At 67.9% G+C, this 19,630-nt stretch carries 11 protein-coding genes; 7 read left to right on the top strand and 4 right to left on the bottom strand.

The annotated features are described in order from the left end of the window. Nucleotides 1-22: 22 nt before the first annotated feature. From dgcN to TS85_RS16515, 4 genes are all read left to right on the top strand, one after another. On the top strand, nucleotides 23-1,057 hold the full coding sequence (dgcN, locus tag TS85_RS16530; RefSeq protein ID WP_044333729.1) for an N-acetyltransferase DgcN: 1,035 nt from the start codon (nucleotides 23-25) through the stop codon (nucleotides 1,055-1,057). Beyond that, entirely contained in the window at nucleotides 1,015-2,004 is a 990-nt protein-coding gene (gene dgcA / locus TS85_RS16525) for an N-acetyl-D-Glu racemase DgcA (protein ID WP_044333727.1), read from the top strand. Before dgcN ends, dgcA begins: the two co-directional genes overlap by 43 nt. Beyond that, nucleotides 2,001-3,560: an N-acyl-D-amino-acid deacylase family protein gene (locus TS85_RS16520; protein ID WP_044333725.1), complete on the top strand. Its 1,560-nt coding sequence runs from the start codon at nucleotides 2,001-2,003 to the stop codon at nucleotides 3,558-3,560. The genes dgcA and TS85_RS16520 overlap by 4 nt, the downstream gene beginning before the upstream one ends. 136 nt (nucleotides 3,561-3,696) lie before the next feature. Beyond that, entirely contained in the window at nucleotides 3,697-4,941 is a 1,245-nt protein-coding gene (locus TS85_RS16515; RefSeq protein WP_044333723.1) for a dicarboxylate/amino acid:cation symporter, read from the top strand. A 75-nt stretch (nucleotides 4,942-5,016) separates the two neighbouring features. Here the strand turns inward: TS85_RS16515 and TS85_RS16510 are convergent, their stop codons facing one another. Both TS85_RS16510 and TS85_RS16505 read right to left on the bottom strand, forming a co-directional pair. Next, a complete protein-coding gene (locus tag TS85_RS16510; protein WP_052507972.1) occupies nucleotides 5,017-6,291 on the bottom strand; it encodes an amidohydrolase family protein in 1,275 nt (424 codons plus the stop codon). Continuing rightward, the gene (locus TS85_RS16505) at nucleotides 6,288-8,306 is read right to left on the bottom strand and encodes a S9 family peptidase (protein WP_044333722.1); all 2,019 of its coding nucleotides are present in this window, start codon (nucleotides 8,304-8,306) and stop codon (nucleotides 6,288-6,290) included. The genes TS85_RS16510 and TS85_RS16505 overlap by 4 nt, the downstream gene beginning before the upstream one ends. Before the next feature lie 139 nt (nucleotides 8,307-8,445). Between TS85_RS16505 and dacB the strand changes: the two genes are divergently transcribed. After that, a complete protein-coding gene (dacB, locus tag TS85_RS16500; protein ID WP_044333721.1) occupies nucleotides 8,446-9,876 on the top strand; it encodes a D-alanyl-D-alanine carboxypeptidase/D-alanyl-D-alanine endopeptidase in 1,431 nt (476 codons plus the stop codon). 143 nt (nucleotides 9,877-10,019) lie between these two features. Here the strand turns inward: dacB and TS85_RS16495 are convergent, their stop codons facing one another. Together TS85_RS16495 and TS85_RS16490 are read right to left on the bottom strand one after the other, a co-directional pair. Beyond that, a complete protein-coding gene (locus tag TS85_RS16495) occupies nucleotides 10,020-11,024 on the bottom strand; it encodes a serine hydrolase domain-containing protein (protein WP_044333720.1) in 1,005 nt (334 codons plus the stop codon). Continuing rightward, on the bottom strand, nucleotides 11,021-12,571 hold the full coding sequence (locus TS85_RS16490) for an MFS transporter (RefSeq protein WP_227698519.1): 1,551 nt from the start codon (nucleotides 12,569-12,571) through the stop codon (nucleotides 11,021-11,023). The genes TS85_RS16495 and TS85_RS16490 overlap by 4 nt, the downstream gene beginning before the upstream one ends. A gap of 257 nt (nucleotides 12,572-12,828) precedes the next feature. Here TS85_RS16490 and TS85_RS16485 point away from each other — a divergent pair, with 257 nt between their 5' ends. Further along, nucleotides 12,829-15,834 (top strand): TonB-dependent receptor domain-containing protein, encoded by a 3,006-nt coding sequence (locus TS85_RS16485; RefSeq protein WP_077228663.1) that lies wholly within the window; start codon nucleotides 12,829-12,831, stop codon nucleotides 15,832-15,834. Between the two features lie 610 nt (nucleotides 15,835-16,444). Next, nucleotides 16,445-19,456 (top strand): TonB-dependent receptor domain-containing protein, encoded by a 3,012-nt coding sequence (locus tag TS85_RS16480; protein WP_044333718.1) that lies wholly within the window; start codon nucleotides 16,445-16,447, stop codon nucleotides 19,454-19,456. Nucleotides 19,457-19,630: the final 174 nt, after the last annotated feature.

Raw genomic sequence — 19,630 nt, 5'->3', positions numbered from 1 at the left:
CCGGGGATAGGGTTGCCGCACCATGATACCCACACCCTATCTGCTTTATCTCGGCCACAGCTCCGACGCGATCGGCATCAAGACCTCGCGCGGGCTCGCCATTTTCCGTCCTGAGATCTGCGTGGGCGAATTTCGCCACGACGATTGCCCGCTCACGCTGGGGCTGCCGCGCCTCACGATCGCCGAAGGGGCCGCTGCCGGCGCCAGGACGCTCGTGCTCGGCATCGCCAATTCGGGGGGCACGATGGGCGCCGACCTGGTCGAGGACGCGCTGGCCGCGCTCGATGCGGGGATGAACGTTGCCGCGGGGCTGCACCAGCGGCTGCGCGACGAGCCGCGGCTGGCGGCGCGCGCCGCGGAGCTGGGGCTGCAATTGTTCGACGTGCGCGATCCGCCCGCCGATCTGAAGGTCGGCAATGGCTATGCCCGTGCCGGCCACCGGCTGCTGACCGTCGGCACCGATTGCTCGGTGGGCAAGATGTACGCGACGCTGGCGCTGACTCGCGGGCTGCAGGCGCGCGGCGTCACCGCCGATTTCCGCGCGACGGGACAGACCGGCATCCTGATCGCGGGCGGCGGCGTGCCCGTCGACGCGGTGGTCGCCGATTTCATCTCGGGCGCGATCGAGGCACTGGCCCCGGCGCGCAATGACGATGGCTGGGACCTGATTGAGGGGCAGGGGTCGCTGTTCCACCCGTCCTTCGCGGGGGTCTCCACCGGGCTGCTCCACGGTGCCCAGCCCGAGGCGATCGTGCTGTGCCACGATCCGGCGCGCACCGCGATGCGCGGCATTCCCGGGCGCGCGCTGCCCGACCTTGCCGAGTGCCTCGACCTCAATTTGCACATGGCGCGGCTGACCAGCCCGCATGTCCGCGCGGTGGGCGTGTGCCTCAACACCTCGACCTTCGATGCCGCCGAGGCGCGCGCGCTGTGCGCCCGGACCGAGGACCGGCTGGGGCTGCCCTGTACCGATCCGATCGCCTTTGGCGTCGATCCCATCCTCGACGAGCTGCTATGCCTAGAATCCTCCGCGCGCAGCACGATAGCTTCGCACTAAGCCGCCCCTTCCGCATCTCGCGCGGCGTCAAGACGCAGGCGGAGGTGGTGACGGTGGCGATCGCGCAGGACGGGCTGGTCGGGCGCGGCGAGGGCGTGCCCTATCCGCGCTATGGCGAGAGCGTCGAGAGCGCGCTGGCCGCGATCGAGGGCGTGCGCGGGGCGATCGAGGACGGGGCGGATCGCGCCGCGCTCCAGTCGCTGCTGCCCCCCGGCGCCGCGCGCAATGCGGTCGACTGCGCGCTGTGGGACCTCGAGGCGCGGCTGGCCGGGCGCAGCGTCGCCGCACTGATCGGTGCGCCGGAGCCCGATACGCTGGCGAGCGCGCTGACCATCGGCATCGACACCCCGATGGCGATGGCGGACGCGGCGCGCGCGGTGTCGAGTGCACCGTTGCTCAAGGTCAAGGTCGACGCGACCGATCCCGATGCGCAGCTCCGAGCGGTTCGCACCGCCGCGCCCGACGCGCGGATGATCGTCGACCCCAATGAGAGCTGGAACCGCGCGCTGCTCGAGGCGATGGCGCCGCTGCTCGTCGCGCTGCGCATCGACTTGCTCGAACAGCCGGTGCCGGCGGGCGACGATGCCTGGCTCGAAGGGTTCGACTATCCGATCGCGATCTGCGCCGACGAAGCGGTGCATGTCGCCGCCGATCTCGACGTCATCGCCGCGCGCTACAGCCATGTGAACGTCAAGCTGGACAAGGCGGGCGGGCTCACCGCCGCGCTCGAACTCGCCGATGCGGCGCGGGCGCGGGGCATGGGGCTGATGACCGGCTGCATGATCAGCTCGTCGCTGTCGATCGCCCCCGCGCTCCACGTTGCGCGGCGGAGCGATTTCGTCGACCTTGACGGGCCGATCTGGCTCGCGAAGGACTATCCGGGCGGCGTCCGCGACGATGCCGGTATGATGACGCCGCCAGCGCCGGGATTTTGGGGAACGCCATGAAGACTCTGTTGCTCGCCGGAATCGCCGCGCTCACGCTGGGCGCAACGTCTGCGCCGCCGGAAAAGGTCGACCTGCTGATCCGCGGCGGCACGATCTATACCGGCACGGCGGCGCCCTTTATCGGCGATGTCGCGATCCGCGGCGACAAGATCGTCGCGGTTGCGCCGCACATCGCGGCGACGGCAACGCGGGTGATCGACGCCAGGGGCATGATCGTCGCCCCCGGCTTCATCGACGCGCACACGCATATGGGCGGCGATTTGATGTCGGACGATCCCGCAAAGCGGCTGGTGCCGGCGTTCCTGATGCAGGGCGTGACCACGGCGTTCATCGGCAATGACGGCGGCGGCGATCCCGATGTCGCCGCGACGTTGGGCAGTGCGGCGAAGAAGCCGGTGGGGATCAACTACGCCACCTATGTCGGCTTCGGCGCGGTGCGCGAAAAAGTGGTGGGCGAGGACGATCGCGCGCCGACCCCCGCCGAGCTGGAGACGATGAAGGGGCTGGTCGCCACTGCGATGTGTCAGGGCGCAATCGGCTTCTCGACCGGGCTGTTCTACGCGCCCCAGAGCTTTTCCACGACCGAGGAAGTGATCGAACTCGCCAAGGAAGCGGGCAAGCGCGGCGGCACCTATGACAGCCATATCCGCGACGAATCGAGCTATACCGTCGGGCTGGAGGCCGCGATCGACGAGGAACTGCGCATCGGGCGCGAGGCGCACATCCCGGCGCATATCGCGCATATCAAGGCGCTGGGCGTCGACGTGCAGGGCCAGGCGCCACAGATCATCGCCAAGGTCGAGGCTGCGCGCAAAGCCGGGCAGAACGTCACCGCCGACCAATATCCCTGGTCCGCCAGCGGCACCAGCCTGGTCGCGTCGCTGATCCCGCTCTGGGCGCAGGATGGCGGGCGCCCCGCGCTGCTCAAGCGTTTCGACGATCCCGCGCTGACCGAAAAGCTGCGCGCGGGCATGACCGAGAATATGCGCAAGCGCGGCGGCCCGGACTCGCTGCTGATCGTCGGCGGCACCTATCGCAACCAGACGCTCGCCGCGGTCGCCAAGGCGCGCGGCGAAGACCCCGTGACCGCCGCGATCGCCGCGATCCGGCTGGGCGATGCGGGCGTCGTGTCGTTCAACCAGAGCGAGAACGACATCAAGGCGTTCATGCAGCAGCCCTGGGTAATGACCAGCTCCGACGCATCGGGCGGTCACCCGCGCGTTTACGGCAGCTTCGCGCGCAAATACGACAAATATGTAGTGGCAGACCATGCCATCACGCTGCGCCAGTTCATCGAACGCAGCTCGGCGCTGACCGCCGATACCTTCCAGCTCGCCGGGCGCGGGCATCTGCGCAAAGGTGCCTTCGCCGATGTCGTGGTGTTCGACCCCAAAAGCTATGCCTCGCGCGCAACCTATACCGCGCCGACCGAGCTGGCGGCGGGGGTGCGGACGGTGGTCGTCAACGGCGTGGTCGCGGTGGATGGCGGCGCGATGACCGGCAAGGCCGGCGGGCGCGCGCTGGCGCATGTGCCGACTGCGGGCACGTGCCGGTGACGCTTAGCATATCACCCTCACCCTTCCGGCGCTCCGCGCCTCCCTCCCTCTCCCAATGGGAGAGGGAGCAGAAGTCCCTCTCCCGTTGGGAGAGGGAGGGAGCGCCAAAGGCGCGGAAGGGTGAGGGCGTCACCCTATGCTAAAACGCTGGTTCGCCACCCCCCTGTGGAAACGCGTGCTCGGCGCGCTCGCGCTCGGCCTCGTCTTCGCGCTGGTCTGGCCCTCGGCCACGCCTGCGGTGCAGTTCATGGGCGATCTGTTCGTCCGCGCGATCCGGATGCTCGTCGCGCCGATCGTGCTGGTGACGATCGCGGCGGGGATCACGTCGCTCGCCGATCCGAAGCGGCTGGGGGGCCTGGGCGGGCGCACCGTCGGGCTGTTCGCGGCGACGACGGCGATCGCGGTGTCGGTGGGGATGCTCGTCGCGGCGCTGGTCCGCCCCGGCATCGGCGCGCCGCTGGGCACCGCCGCGCCGCACGCGCTCGGCGAAGCGGTGACGCCGTATCAGCAGCTTATCGGCATCATCCCGCTCAACATCGTCGAGGCGCTGGCCAAGGGCGACATGCTCGCGCTGATCTTCGTCGCGATCCTGCTCGGGGTCGGCACGGTGATCGCGGGCGAGGCGGGCAAGCCCTTTGCGGCGCTGCTCCAGTCGACTTCGGCGGTGCTGCTCCGGATCGTCGGCATCGTGATGGAGGCGACTCCGTTCGGCGTGTTCGCGCTGATCGCCAATGCGGTGGCGGCAAACGGCGCGGCGGTGTTCGTCCATGTCGGCTGGCTCGCACTCGCGGTGGTGCTGGGGTCGCTGATCCAGATCGTTCTGGTCCACAGCCTGATCCTGCGGCTGCTCGCGAGACTGCCGGTGCTGCCTTTCTATCGCGGGATCATCGATGCGCTGGTCGTCGCCTTCTCGACGGCGTCCAGTTCGGCGACGCTGCCCGTGGCGATGCGCGTGGCGGAGAAGAACCTCGGCGTGGGCCGCGCAGTTTTCTCCACCGTGCTGCCTTTGGGCGCGAGCATCGGCAAGGACGGCACCGCAATGTATGTCGGGCTGCTCAGCATGTTCGCGCTCCAGGCGTTCGGGGTGCCGCTGACCCCGCAGGTCTACGGCGTGGTGCTGCTCACCGGCGCGCTGGCCGCGTTCGGGACCGCGCCGGTGCCTTCGGCCTCGCTGTTCATGCTCGCGGCGGTGCTGTCGGCAGTCGGCGTCGCGCCCGAACAGACGGCGCTGGTCGTCGGCTTCGTCCTGCCGTTCGATCGGCTGCTCGACATGACCCGCACCGTACCCAGCGCCAGCGCGAACCTGGCGGTAGCGACAACGGTGGCGCGCTGGGAGGGCGAGCTGGACGAGGGTGTGTACCGGGCGCCCGACCGGGCGTGATACCCCTCCCTCGGCGTTGCCTGTATTCGCGTGAAACTGGGGCGGTGAAGATCCCGGTATCGGACGCAGGCTGCGTCAGCGCAGCGCCACATCCCGCCCCGACACCCACACCCGCGCCACGCGGTACAAATCCTCGATCCGCTCATCCGGGCGCCCGTCGATCAGCACCAGGTCGGCGCGCTGGCCGCGTGCGATGCGGCCATGGTCGGGCTTGCGGCGCAGGATGCGGGCGCTGTCGCGGGTCGCCGCTTTCAACGCCTCTGCCGGCGTCCAGCCGAGTTGCACCAGCAGCCGGACTTCGCGCACCGCCGCCGATCCGCGATAGACGCCGCCGATCCCGGTATCGGTGCCCACGCCGACGCGGATTCCCGCCGCCTTCAGCCGCTGGGCATTGCCCTGCATGATCGCCCAGCGCTTCGCCTCCAGCGCGGACGGCGGCACGATCGGCTTCGCCAGCCGCGCCTGTTCGCGCGCCACGGCGGCGGGATCGAGCATCGCCCATTCCGCGGGCAGGAATGCCCGGTCGCCCTGCGGTTCATACACCGCCAGCGTCGGGACATAGGCAGTGCGGTGGCGGCGCATCAGCCGGATCAGCTCGGCATCGACCGGCGCATCGCCGATCCCGTGCGCCAGCGCGTCGACTCCCGCCTTCGCCGCGATCTTCGCGCCCGCCAGCGTCACCGTGTGCGTCACCACCGGAATCCCCGCGCGATGCGCGTCGGCGACGATGGCGGCAAGGGTGGGCTCATCCATCGACGGGCGGTCGGCGTCGCGGCCATAGCGCCAGCCATCGGCGAACACCTTGATCAGGTCGGGGCGATAGCCCAGCGCCTGCGCCATCGCCGCATGCGCCTCTGCGGGCGTCGTCACCTGGAGCGTGATGCCGTTGGTGAAGTCGCTTTCGGTGCCATGCCCATGCGGCACCCCCAGCCGGATCGCGAGCATCAGATGCGGCGTCTGTGCCCCCGCATCCAGCGCGCGGATGCCCGCCAGCATCGGCCCGCTGACCGAAAATTCATTCACCGACGTCACGCCATGCGCCAGATAGGGGCGATAGGTCGCGCCCAGCGCCTCGGCGGACTCGAACGCCCGCGAGGGCGTGTGGATGTGCAGGTCGTGCAGCCCGGGGAGCAACGTCATCCCCGCGCCATCGACCTGCGTCGCGCCCACCGGCGCCTTGATCCGCCGCGCCACCTTCGCAATCCGGTCGCCGCGCACCAGCACGTCGCGCACCTGCGCCGGGCGTCCGCTGCCGTCGAACACCCGCGCGCCGCGGATCAGCGTCTCGGGCGCGGGGGCCGCTGCGGTGAGGAGGCACGCGGCGAGCGCGGCCCACAATGTCCGGATCACTTCGCCAGCACCTCGTCGAAGAACGCGATCGTCGCGCGATACGCCGCCAGCCAATGCGCAGTGCGGAAGAATTCATGGCGCTCATTGGGGAACACCAGCTCGCGATAGGGGATGCGCCGCGCCGCCAGCTCGCGCGCGAGCAGCACCGACTGGCCGAACTCGACATTCTTGTCGTCGTCGCCATGCACCAGCAGCACCGGCGAGCGCCATTGCCCGAGCGACGCCATCGGCGACGCCTGCCATTGCATCGCGCGCGCTGCCGCCTCGGCCTCGGGCGATACGCCGCGCACGCCGGGGCGCACCAGCGTATGCACGCCGTGGAAATCGGCGCCCGCCGCGAACAGATCGCTGTTCCGCGCCAGCGCCAGCGCAGTCAGATACCCGCCCCAGCTCCCGCCCCAGATGCCGATCCGCTTGGCATCGACATCGCCGCGCGCCGCCAGCCAGCGCCCGGCGGCGAGCACGTCGCGATATTCGGACGCGCCGTCGCGCCCGGTCTCGGCGGCATCGCGGAATGCGCGGCCATAGCCGGTGCCGCTGCGGTAATTGACCGACAGCACGGTATAGCCCTTCGCCGCCAGCGCCTGGTTCATCGCATAGGCGTTCGAATAATAGCCCATGGCGTGGAAGCCGAGCAGCATCTGCCGCCGCGGCCCGCCATGGACGAAGATCAGCGCGGGGTGCTTGCCCGGCCCGCGCCCGGCGAAGAGCTGGGCATGGAACGCCACGCCATCCTCGGCGCGCAGCACCACGGCTTGCGGCTGGACGATGTCGGCCAGCGCCGGGGCAGCGCGCATCGGCGCCAGCCCCTCGGCCAGCGCGGGGTGCGCGGGATGCGTCGCATCGGTGGCGATCGTCGCCAGCGTGGCGCCGGCAAAGGTCGGGAAGGATTCGATCCCCGTGCCCCCTGTCACCCGCTGCGGGGCGCCACCGCTCAGCGCCACCCGCCACAGATGGCGCCGGTCGAGGTCGCCCGCATTGGCGGCATAGACCAGCGACCGGCCATCGGGCGCGAGCAGGAAGGTCTCGACTTCGAACGCGCCGGGCGTCAGGTCGCGGGGGGTGCCGCCCCGATCGGCATCGATCGCATAGGGATGAATCCAGCCGCTGCCTTCCCATGGGAAGACGATCCGGTTGTCCGCGCTCCAGAACAAATTGCGGCTGCGCGTCCCCGCATAGCGCCCGCCCGGCCCTTGCGGCGCCGACCACAGTACGCGGGTGGCGCCGGTCGCGGCATCGGCGACCCGCAGCGACCAATAGGGGCCGGCATCCGCGCCCGCGCCCGGCGGCGGATCGAGATATCGGATGAACGCGATCCGGCTGCCATCCGGCGAAAAGACCGGCTCGACGGCAGTACCCAGCCCCGGATCGACATGGCGCAGCGTGCCCCCGGCAATGTCGAGCAGCGCGACGAAGCTATGGTCGCCGCGATCATCGATGAACAACAGCCGGGTGCCGTCCGGCGCCCATTGCAGCCGCCCCACGGTGCCCGCCACCGTCGCGACTTTGCGCGCCGCACCGCCGTCCCACAGCCAGATCTCGCCGCGCCGGCTGAACGCGACCTGCGTGCCGTCCGGCGCGAACACCGGCGAATGGCCTTCGCCCAGCACCACCGGCGCGCCGCTCCCATCGGCGGGGGCGAGCATCACCTGTTGCTTCGGCGCTACGGGCGCGACGCCGGTATTGGGGATCGACCCGTCGGGAAACTCCTCGTCGCCGCCGCGCACCCACGCCACGCGGCTGCCGTCGCGGCTGAGCACCGGGTCGTACAGCATCTCGCCATCGTCGCCGGGCTCGGCGGCGATGCGGCGGGGGGCGCCCTTGGCGTCGGCGACCCACAGGCTGCGCGCGCCGCCGATATTGTCGATCCACGCAAAGCGCGCCACGTCGCGCGCGCCGGTCAATTCGCTCGCCAACGGGATCGCCAGCGCCTGCGCCAGCCGATCCTGTGCCCATGCCATCGGTGCCGCGAGCACCAGTCCCGCTGCCAGCAGCAGCCGCTTCCAATTCGCCATGGCCGCGACCTTGCAGGCGGGGGCCGGGCGCGACAACCGCCTATGGCCGGGTGCATGCCCCCCGGTTATGCCCACGCCAAGGCTCTGTATATTCACGCCCCGGTTGCTCGCGGCGCCAATCGCTGTAGCCTTGCCGACCATGAGAACCTCGCTCCTCGCGCTCGCGCTGCTCGCAGCCCCGCCCGCTTTCGCCCAGCAAAGCCTACAGCCGCAGGTCGAGGCGGTGCTCGCCACCGCGCCGACGGGAACCCGCTTCGGGCTGGTCGTCGCCGATCCCGACGGGAAGGAAATCGTCGCGGTCAACCCGGAGGGGCGCTTCATCCCCGCGTCGAATACCAAGATGTTCACCACCGCCGCGGCCTATGCCGCGCTCGACGGGCTCGACCGGCCCGATGCGGCGGGCGGCGCCGCGGTGCGGATCGAACAGGGCGACGTGATCCTGGTCGGCCATGGCGATCCCCGGCTGTCCGCCGCCGCCGACTGCACCGTCGATTGCCTCGCGACGCTCGCGGACGCCGTCGCGGCGAAGACCCGGCGGGTGCGCGACGTGGTCGGCGACGACACGCTGTTCCCCGACCAGCGCTGGAGCCCGGGGATGAGCTGGAACAACATCCCGACCTCCTCCGGCACGGGCATTTCGGCGCTGTCGATCGACGACAATGAAGTCGCGATCACCGTCACGCCCGCCGCGCCGGGATCGCCGCCGACCGTCGCGGCGACCTATTACACGATCGACAATCGCGCGATCACCGTCGCCGCCGGGGGCGAGGGGAGCATCGGCTTCGATCGCGACCCTAACAGCCGCACGCTGCGCCTCACCGGCGCGATTGCCGCCGACGCGAAGCCGCGTATGCTGTCGGTCGGGGTCGACGATCCCGCGCACCTCGCCGCATGGCGGCTGGCCGAAATGCTGCGCGCGCGCGGCGTGCGGGTGACGGGGCAGGTCACGGCGCGCCACCGCCCGACGCTGCCCGAGGATGATCCCGAAGTCCGCGACGGCGCCCCGCCCGCGCGCCCGCCCGAACAGCCCGCGCTCGCCCAACTGGTCGCGCCGCCGCTCGCCGACGACATCCGCCACATCAACAAGGTCAGCCAGAACCTCCATGCCGAGCTGCTGCTGCGTCGGCTGGGGCTGCGCCAGGGCAGCGGATCGATCGCCGATGGTCAGGTCGAGGTCCGCGCGATGCTCGAAAAGGCCGGGGTGCCGCGCGCCGCCTATGATTTTTCCGACGGCTCGGGCATGTCGAGCTACAACCGCATCGCGCCGCGCGGCACCGTCGCGATGCTGCGCTGGATCGCTGCCCAGCCCTGGGGCACGGCATGGCGCGAGACGCTGCCGATCGCAGGCATCGACGGCACGCTCGCCCGCCGCTTCAAGGGCACCTCGCTGGAGGGCAAGCTCTTCGCCAAGACCGGCACGCTCAACGCCACCAACGCGCTGTCGGGCTATCTGATCGCCAAAAGCGGCCGGACGCTGACCTTCTCGATGCTGGCGAACGACGTGCCCCCCGAGGGCGGCGCGACCAGGATCATGGACGCCGCGCTGGTGCTGGTGGCCGAGGCGAACTGACCGCCCTGGGGATGCGCCGTTCCCCTCCCGCTTGCGGGAGGGGCTAGGGGAGGGCCCGAAGTAGCGGCTCCTGCCGATACGGCGCGGCGCATCGCATTGTCATCCCCTCCCCTGACCCCTCCCGCAAGCGGGAGGGGAATCGCTCACCCAAACGCCGCCACCACCGCATCCCCCGTCTCAGGCCGCAGCACGAAAATCCCGCTGTCGAAATGCCGCGTCGGATGCACCCGGTTGGTCAGCAGCGTCCACGCCACCCCCCGCGCGAAATCGACCCACAGCCCGGTGCCGGTGAAGCCGGTATGCCCGATCGTCTCGCCCGAACACGCCTGCCCGCCCGACCAGCCGGCGAACTTGCGCTCCCAGCCACAGGTGCGGTGCTCGTAGAACGGCGTGCGGATCGCCGCCAGCATCGCCGGGCTCGCGCCGCTGCCGTCGAGCAGCCCGGCGGCGAAATCGAGCACCCCGTCGACCGTCCCGAACAGCCCGGCATGCCCGGTCTCCCCGCCCATCGCGGCGCAATTCTCGTCATGCACTTCGCCCTGCAACACGCGCCCGCGCCACATGCACTGCTCGGTCGCGACGGCGGGGCCGGGGGGCGGGCCATAGCTTAGCCCCGGCCCCAGCGGCCATTCGCCCAGCGGCTTGCCGGTGATCCGCTCGATCGCGATGCCGAGCAGCAGGAAGTTGATGTCCGAATAGACCGGCGGCCCGTGCCGCCATTCGCGCTGGAGCACGAACGCGCGCAGCCGCGCCGGATCGTCGCCATAGGTATAGATCGGCTCGACCGCGGGGAAGAAGCTGCGATGCGCCAGGCAGTCGCGGAAGGTCAGCCGCCGCTCCGCCGCATTCGCCACATCATATTGGCGCAAATCGGGGATCGCATCGGTCAGCGGGCGATCGAGGTCGATCCGCCCCTCGTCCGCCAGAGTCAGGATCATCGTCGTCGTCGCGACCACTTTCGATACCGAGGCAAGGTCGAACCAATGCTCCAGCGTCAGCGGCTCGGGCTCGGGCACCAGCGCCGCCATGCCCGCATGCGTCACCGCGCGGAGGCCGTCCGCCGTCACCACCCCCAGGGTCGCGCCGGGAATGCGCCCCGCCGCCACTGCCGCCGCTGCGGGCGCGAACGCCGCCGCAATCGCGCTCACGCCGCCGCCTCCGGCCGGTCATCGGGTCGCGGCCTGGTCCGCGCCAGGAACGGCAGGAACGCCAGCGCCGCAATACTGATCACCCCCGACGCCAGGAAGAACATGTCGAACCCGTTATACCCCGCCGCATCGAGATCGGTCACGACCTTCCCCGCCGCCCCCGACAACAGCCGCGAGAGCAGGAAGGCGAACCCCGACAGGAACGCATATTGCGCCCCCGGATAGCGCGGATTGACCAGCATCGAGAGGTAGACGACGAACACCGCCCCCGCCATGCCGTTGCCGAACTGGTCGAGCGCGGTTGCGATGTACAGCGTGACTTCGCCGCGCGGCATATGCGCCAGCCACACGAACCCGAAATTGCCCAGCGCCGCGAAGAACGCGCCGATGGTCAGCGTCACGCCCCATCGCCACCGCGTCACCATCCATCCGCCCAGCCCCACGCCGATGATGCTCGCGGCCAGCGCCACCACGCCGTCGGCGCGCCCGATCTCGCTCTTGGTATAGCCAAGGCCCAGGATCATCGGCTTGGACAGGTTGAGCGCCAGCACGTCGCCCATGCGATAGACCGACACGAAGCCCAGCACCGCAATCGCCATGAAGCCATAGCGCCAGAAGAAATCGACATACGGCCCGATCGCCGCCGAACTGCGCAGCGGCGAGTCCGGTCGCGCCTTGATGATCTTGGGCAGCGCCGCCGCCATCAGCAGGAACGGCGCCATCGCGACGGTGAACACGAGCGGCTTCACATCGGTATTCTGGTCGAAGCCGATCCCCGACGCCCCCGACAAGATCGCCCATCCGACCGCCGCCGTCACTAACGTCGCGACGCCCAGGATCAGCACGCTGGCGACCAGCCCGGTGCCCAGCGCGACCCAACGCCCGCCGCCCCGCGCCGGATGGCGCACACTGCTAAGCGCCGGATCGGGCCGCATCGCGCACAATATGGGGAAGGGCAGGAACGCCGCCACCGCGATCGCCAGATAGGCGCCCGGCCAGCTCAGCGCGGGCATGTCCGCGATCAGCAACGCGCCGCTCCCCGCCGCGACCATCGCGGTGCGGTATCCCCACAGGTTCGACGCCGCGATCGGCCCCTGTTCCTCGGGGGTGGGCGCCAGCTCGATCCGCCAGGCGTCGGCGGCAACCTCCAGCGTCGTCGTCCAGAACGCGAGCAGCACCGCGAACAGCGCCGTGATCGCCAGATTGCTGTCCGACGCCGTCACCGTCATCGCCAGCATCGAAGTGAAGATGCCGAGCTGCGACAACATGATCCACCCGCGCCGCTTCCCCCAGAAGCGCGCGAACCCCGGCACGTCATAGCGATCGAGCAACGGTGCCCACAGGAATTTGAACGTCGGCAGCAACTGCACCCAGGCGAAGAACCCGATGATCGTCAGCGCGACGCCATGGTCGCTCAGCCGCGCCGAGAGCACCGTGGAAAACATGTAGAAGGGCAGCCCGGCGGAAAAGCCGAGCAGCACGTACAACAGCATCCGGGGCAGGCCGGGCGCGATCGGCGCTGCTGCGCCTTGCGGGTGTGCGGTCAAGGGCGCCGCGCCGTGCTTGCGGGAACCGGTCGATGCTGCATTTGGAAATTCCCCCAGGGACGGCGATGTCCCCTACGCTCGCCCGCCGCATTTTCGCAGTCAATGGCGATAGTGTTGCACCTTCGCCACGCTTTGAGAGCAAACATTCCCCCAGGCTATGGCCGCTGCAACAGAAACTATGGCGCGGCGCAACATTCTTGCCTCTTAATGTCAAATGTTACCGCGGGGGCAACGCGGGCTACGGGGGATTTTGAAATATGTCAGGCTTTGCGTCGTTAAAGACCGTGCTCGTTTGCGGAACCGCGCTCGCCGTCGGCGGCCTGCTGCCCGCCACAGCCTTCGCACAGACCAGCGACACCACCGCCCCGGCAGCAACGCCGACCGGCGCCGAAGTGCCGCAGACCGAAGAGGATGAAGGGGATCGCCGGAACGAGATCCTCGTCACCGGATCGCGCATCCGCCAGGACCCGAACAACAGCGCGCTGCCGCTCCAGATCATCACCAACAAGGATATCGAGCGCGAGGGCATCTCCAGCCCCGAACAGCTCATCATGTTCCTGAGCAGCAATGGCTCGGGCGCGGACAATCTCGCGTCCAACGCCGACGTCACGACGGGCGCCCAGCGCGGCACCAACGGGCTATCCGCCGCCAATCTGCGCGGCCAGGGCAGCGCCGCGACGCTGGTCCTGCTCAACGGGCGCCGCGTCGCTGCGCACGGCCTGACGGGTGCGGCAGTCGACGTGAACCAGATCCCGTTCGCCGCGATCGAGCGCGTCGAAATCCTCAAGGACGGTGCCTCGGCAATCTATGGCACCGACGCGATCGGCGGGGTGATCAACTTCATCACGCGCCAGGATTTCAAGGGCGTCAGCGTCCAGGGCTTTAGCGACACGACCGAACAGGGTGGCGGCAACATCTATCGCCTCTCCGGCGTCGCGGGCTATGGCGACATCGACGAGGACGGTTTCAACGTCATGGGCGCGGTCGCCTATAGCTGGAACAAGATGCTGCGCGGTCGCGACCGTGATTTCGTCAACGGGAACCAGCCCGATCGCGGCCTGTCGATCGATACGCGCGGTACGCCGGTCGCGACCGTGTTCAACATCGGCGCCAACCGGTTCCAGAACCCCACCGGGACTTTGCTCACCGGGCTGACGCTGACCGCGCCCAATGGCGCGAACGCAGCGGCAGGCGGAATCAATCCGCTCGACCTGCCCGGCGGCGCCGGCTGCGAATCGATGGATGGCGGGCTCAACTATGACTATGCGCTGTGGAACGCCGCCAGCGCTTATTATGCCTGCGCCTGGGACACGGGCCGCGTCGCGGTGGTCCAGCAGCCGATCTCGACGCTGACCTATTATGCGCGCGCCGTGTGGCGCTACGCGGGCGATCACAAGGCGTCGTTCGAAGTCACCGGATCGGACGCGCATTCGGCCAAGAGCTTCTCCAACGCACAGCTCACGGCGAACACCACCAACCTGTCGATCGCCTATCCGCTGAATGCGAGTACCAAGACGACCTATGACAGCGTGTTCAATGCGATCCGCTCGACCTTCTCGGGCAACCCGACGCAGCTTGCGGCGCTCAATGCGCGCTATGGCCAGCCGATCGCCTATCGCTGGCGCTGCGAAGTGTGCGGCCCGCGCGAATATATCACCGATACCGAGACGATGCGCGCGGCGCTGAATTTCGAAGGGCCGATCGGAGGCGATTGGGATTATCACGCGGGCGCCTCTTACGCGCGCAGCACGCCGCGCTCGACGCTGGGCAGCGGCTATTATTATCGCGGCACGTTCAGCGACGGATCGAACGATCCCAACGCGCCAAAGGCGGCCGGCACCAACGGCTATGGCCTGGTCGGCCTGATGAACAGCGGCCTGATCAACCCCTTCTCGGTCGCGCAGTCGGACGCAGCGCTGGCCGCGCTCGCATCGATCTCGGCCGAGGGCGCGACGCTGTACGGCGGCAAATATGAAGTGAAGCAGTTCGACGGTTCGGTCGCGGGCTCGCTGTTCCACATCTGGGGCGGTGACGTGAAGGTGGCGGCGGGCGTCGATTACCGGCGCGAAACCTATGCGTTCAACGGTTCGCCCTCGGCGGCGGCGACTGCGCCGGTGATCTTCCTGGCGGCGTTTGACAACGTCAATGCGCTCACCCCGAAGAGCCGCAACGTGAAGGCGGCCTATGCCGAACTGCTGGTGCCGCTGCTGCCGGGCCTGGAGCTGACGGCGGCGGCGCGTGTCGACGAATATACCGGCTTCGGCGCCACCACCAATCCGAAGGTCGCGGTCAAGTTCCGGCCGTTCGACCCGATCATGTTCCGCGCATCGTACAGCACCGGGTTCCGCGTGCCGACTTTCAACCAGATCTTCAACGGCGTCACCGAATCCTCCTATGCCGGCAGCGATATTGCCGATCCGGTGAAGTGCCCCGGCGGCGTGCCCAATGCGACCGATCCCAACTGCGGCTATATCCGCCCGGAAATCTACACCGGCGGCCGCGCCGACCTGGGGCCGGAGACGTCGACGAATGTCAACATGGGCGTGGTATTCCAGCCGATGCGCAACTTCAGTGCCTCGGTCGACTGGTGGTCGATCAGCGTCGACAACACGATCCAGCTGCTGACGCTGCGTCAGTTGATCGAAAACGCCTCGCTGTTCCCGGATAATTTCCTGCGTGACTCCACCGGCACCATCGTCGGCATCGACGATCGCTGGGTCAACGCCGGCGCCCGGCGCACCCAGGGCCTCGACGTCACGCTGCGCGGCGGCATCGATGCGCTGGGCGGCAAGTTCTCCGCCGGGATGGACGGCACGCTGCTGCTCAAGAAGCGCGAGAAGCTGACCGCGACCGCCGAATATGGCCCCAGCCTGATCGGCGTCTTCAGCTATGCCGGCGACCTGGGCGTCAAGTGGAAGCACAGCGCGTTCATCGGCTATTCGACCGACGCGGTGAACCTCTCGTTCAGCCAGATCTACCGCAAGGGCTATCGCAACGGCGCGCTGCCCGGCATCGCGGCGGGCACGGTGACGCGGGACGGGTATAACCGCTATGTGAAGGACTATGTGATCTACAACGCCTCGATCGGCTTCACCGGCATTCCGGGGTACAAGCTGTCGCTCGGCGTGCGGAACGTTTTCAACACCGATCCGCCCTTCGCGATCACCTATGACGGCAATTCGGGCGCCGGCGGTTCATGGGAACCGCGCGTCGCCGATCCGCGCGGTCGCAGCTTCACGGTTTCCGCCGAAGCGAAGTTCTAAGCGGTATCGGGGGCCGCGGAAAGCGGCCGCGGCCCCCATGCCTCCGCCGGAGGTGTCGAGTCGAAGGCCGGTGCGCTGCTCCCCCGGGTTGCAGTTCATTTCGCCGCCGATCGTCCGCCCCGGAGGTGCCGCAAGTGCAGGCCCGGTGATTGCAGGCTTTGGCCTGGTAAATATCCTGCGAAGGTTCGACATTTCCGAAATTCTGGCCTCACGAAACGTCGCGAATGATCGCAAGCAAGTTCATCGAAGGGGGAGTTGACGTAAAGATATAGAATTAAAGGCATTTTGTGGCTGCTCGACGTGCGGCGTCTCTCGCCGTGACACGCACTATCCCAGAGGACCCGGCAGATTTGCTGGTTTTTCACGGGGTGGCCGGGCCCTGCACTTGCCGTCGATCGGCGCGTTTCGCGGTTGCGGCCATCGTCTGCCGCTCGCGACCGCCTCCGAATTCCCGCCGTGCGCAACTATGTTGCGCGCGCGACGCCGGTTGGGCGGTGAACATTCCCGCGAGCTATGGGCGCCGCAACAGAAACTATGACGCGACGCAATATTATTGTCTCTTAATGTGCCCCGACAGCCGTGGACGAACACGGGCAAAGGGGAATGAAACATGGCCGGTACAAAGTCGCTTAAGACTCTTCTTGTTTCGGGGACGGCGCTCGCCCTCCTGGCGGGGGCACTTCCTGGCGTCGCCCTGGCGCAGGATACGACCGCCGCGGCTCCGACGGACCAGACGCAGCAGGCCGAAGGGTCCGAGGATATTCTCGTCACCGGATCGCGCATCGTTCGCGACGGGTTCAAGTCGACGACGCCGCTCACCGTGATTACCGCCGAGGACCTTCAAAACAGCGCGCCTAGCAACAACATCGCCGATTTCGTCAACCAGCTTCCCCAGCTCGCGGGCTCGACCCGCCCGTCCAATTCGCGCCTGAACCTCAGCAGCGGCCAGGCGGGCATCAACGCGCTCAACCTGCGCAACCTCGGCGAAATCCGCACGCTGATCCTGATCGATGGCCGCCGCTCGGTCGGCTCGACGATCACTGGTCTCGTCGACATCAACACCATTCCCCAATCGCTGGTTCAGCGGGTGGAGGCGTCCACCGGCGGCGCGTCCTCCGCTTATGGCTCGGACGCGGTTGCGGGCGTCGTGAACTTCATCCTCGACAAGAAATATGAAGGGTTCAAGGTCAGCGCGGACAGCGGCATCACCACCTATGGCGATGGCGGCAATTATTCGTTCAACGCGGCGCTGGGCAAGTCGTTCGCGGGCGGGCGCGGCCATATCCTGCTGAGCGGCGAAATCGCCCATCGCGATGGCATTTTCGAAGTCGATCGCGATTGGAACGCGACCGGCTATGTCCGTATCCAGGACCCGAACTGGGTGTCGGGGGTCAGCACCACGCCGCGCTACATCACGACCAAGCGCCAGGTCGGCGCCGCGAACTCCACCCCGGGCGGGCTGATCACCGCATCGACCGGCACCACCGCGAACGCCCTCAAGGGGAAATATTTCGGCTATGGCGGGTCGGTTAACCAATATCAGTACGGCTCGCTGACCTATCCGGCGACAGGCACGCCCTCGCTGACGCAGGGCGGCGACTGGCAGGTCAACGATTCGGGGCGCCGCATCGGGCTCGATCCGCAGGACGATCGCAAAGGCGTTTTCGGTCGTGTCAGCTTCGAGGTGACGCCGGAGATCGAGCTGTTCGCGGAGGGCTCTTTCAACAAGCAGCACATCCTGTTCAACGCCGGCCCGAACCTGTCGACCGGCATCTCGCTGGATGCGACCGGCTGTACCCAGGTGCCGGTGCCGATTTCGTGCAACGCCTATCTGTACAACACGCTCGGCGCCTCCGCGCTGACCGGCGTTACCGGGGTCACCCTCGCGACGACGGCGGCCGATCTGCCCAATCGCATGGTCGACAATCGCCGCAAGGTGCAGCGCTATGTGGTCGGCGCAGAGGGCCAGTTCCAGGCGTTCGGCAACGCGGCGCACTGGGATGTCTATGCGCAATATGGCCGCGCCGACCTGCGCGAGCAACTGCGCAACATCATGAATACCGCGAAGATGAACAACGCCACCAAGGCGGCGTTCGCGCCGGCGGGCAATGCGAACGGCTATGCCGCCGGGTCGATCCAATGCTACATCAATGTCGATGCCAGCACCACGAACGACGATAAGAGCTGCGTGGCGCTCAATCGGCTGGGCACCGGGGTCGCGAGCAGCGCCGCGATCGACTATGTTCTCGGCGATCCGTATCGCGATGAGGTCATGGAACAGAGGGTTGCCGGCGCCAACCTGGCGATGACCCCCTTCGGGACCTGGGCCGGCGACGTCAGCGTCGCGCTCGGCGGCGAATGGCGCGAGGAAAAGATCAGCGGCTATGTTCCGGCGGAATTCCAGCCGGTCGTGACGCAAAACGCCACCGGTGGCCTCAGCACCGCGAACACCTGGTCGGTGGGCAATTATCTCCCGACCAACGGCAAGTACAATGTAAAAGAAGCCTATCTCGAAACCGTTGTTCCGCTGGGATTCGGTCTCGAATTCAATGGCGCGGTGCGCGGTACCGACTATTCGACCTCGGGCTATGTGACGACATGGAAACTCGGTGCGACCTGGCAGCCGATCCCGGACATCCGGTTCCGGGTCACGCGCTCGCGCGACATTCGCGCGCCAAACCTCAACGAACTCTATCAGGCCGGGTCCTCGAACAGCGATTCGTTGACCAATCCGTTCGGCGCGAATTCGGGACCGAATGGCGGCAGCTATGGCGCTACGATTTCCTATTCGGGGCTCAACCAGGGCAACCCCGATTTGCGCCCTGAAAAGTCGAATAGCTGGAACATTGGCGGTGTCTTCTCGCCGCGGTTCCTGCCCGGCTTCAACTTCTCGGCGGATTATTTCCGCATCGACATGGAGGACGCGATCGATACGCTCAGTGCGCAGTCGATCATCAATCGCTGCGCGGAAGGGGTGCAGAAATATTGCGACGCCATCACGCAGGATCCGAATAATTCGTCGCGCATCCTGATCAGCAATCAGCCGTTCAACTTCGCGCGCAAGCTGGTCCGCGGCATCGACTTCGACAGTTCCTATCGCCTGCCGACCGACGGGATTTTCGGGGGCGGCTCCAGCCTGACGCTGCACGGTGTCGCGACGCGCTACATCGAAAACATCAGCGATCCCGGCGACGGCAGCGCGGTCTACGATACGGTCGGCGTGAACGGCGGCCAGGGCGGCACGCCAAAGTGGATCTTCCGCATGACGACCACAGTCGATACGCCCACGACGTCTGTCACGCTGGTCGGGCGCGGAGTCAGTGCGGGAAAATACTCGGCCAGCGGCGTCGAGTGCGTGAGCAGCTGTCCGGTAACGACGACGTCGTCGACGATCCAGACCTATGACGACAACAGCGTCTCGGGCCTGTTCTATGTCGATCTCAACCTGACGCAAAAGGTGTCATTGGGCGGAAAGTCCCAGGCGCAGCTGTTCTTCAACGTCACGAACGTGTTCAATCGCTGGCCGTTGCTGGTTCCGGAAACCGGGCTGGCCGCGAACAGCACCTATTCGGACCTGCTCGGACGCTCGTTCCGCGCCGGTGTCCGGTTCGAGCTGCGCTGACCCGCCAAGTCGCTGGCAGGAGATTAGGAAGGGGCCGCGACGGGAAACCGCCGCGGCCCCTTTTTTTGCGCCCGGACCGCCTGATGGCTCCCATTCCCGCCTTCATACTTCGCCGCTTCGGATCGACCCTAAGTAAAACCCCTAGGATTATCGCAATCAACGTGACAAGGTTGT

The sequence above is a fragment of the Sphingomonas hengshuiensis genome, assembly GCF_000935025.1.
Classification (GTDB): Bacteria; Pseudomonadota; Alphaproteobacteria; order Sphingomonadales; family Sphingomonadaceae; genus Sphingomonas; species Sphingomonas hengshuiensis.
Note: the sequence above shows the minus strand (reverse complement) of the source record. Positions and strands in the feature narration are given on the sequence as shown.

Excerpts from the sequence above, each read along its gene's own strand:
- TS85_RS16480 (WP_044333718.1), top strand. The coding sequence starts at position 16,445 with ATGGCCGGTACAAAGTCGCTTAAGACTCTTCTTGTTTCGGGGACGGCG.
- dacB (WP_044333721.1), top strand. The coding sequence starts at position 8,446 with ATGAGAACCTCGCTCCTCGCGCTCGCGCTGCTCGCAGCCCCGCCCGCT.
- dgcN (WP_044333729.1), top strand. The coding sequence starts at position 23 with ATGATACCCACACCCTATCTGCTTTATCTCGGCCACAGCTCCGACGCG.
- TS85_RS16515 (WP_044333723.1), top strand. The coding sequence starts at position 3,697 with ATGCTAAAACGCTGGTTCGCCACCCCCCTGTGGAAACGCGTGCTCGGC.
- dgcA (WP_044333727.1), top strand. The coding sequence starts at position 1,015 with ATGCCTAGAATCCTCCGCGCGCAGCACGATAGCTTCGCACTAAGCCGC.
- TS85_RS16505 (WP_044333722.1), bottom strand. The coding sequence starts at position 8,306 with ATGGCGAATTGGAAGCGGCTGCTGCTGGCAGCGGGACTGGTGCTCGCG.
- TS85_RS16485 (WP_077228663.1), top strand. The coding sequence starts at position 12,829 with ATGTCAGGCTTTGCGTCGTTAAAGACCGTGCTCGTTTGCGGAACCGCG.
- TS85_RS16520 (WP_044333725.1), top strand. The coding sequence starts at position 2,001 with ATGAAGACTCTGTTGCTCGCCGGAATCGCCGCGCTCACGCTGGGCGCA.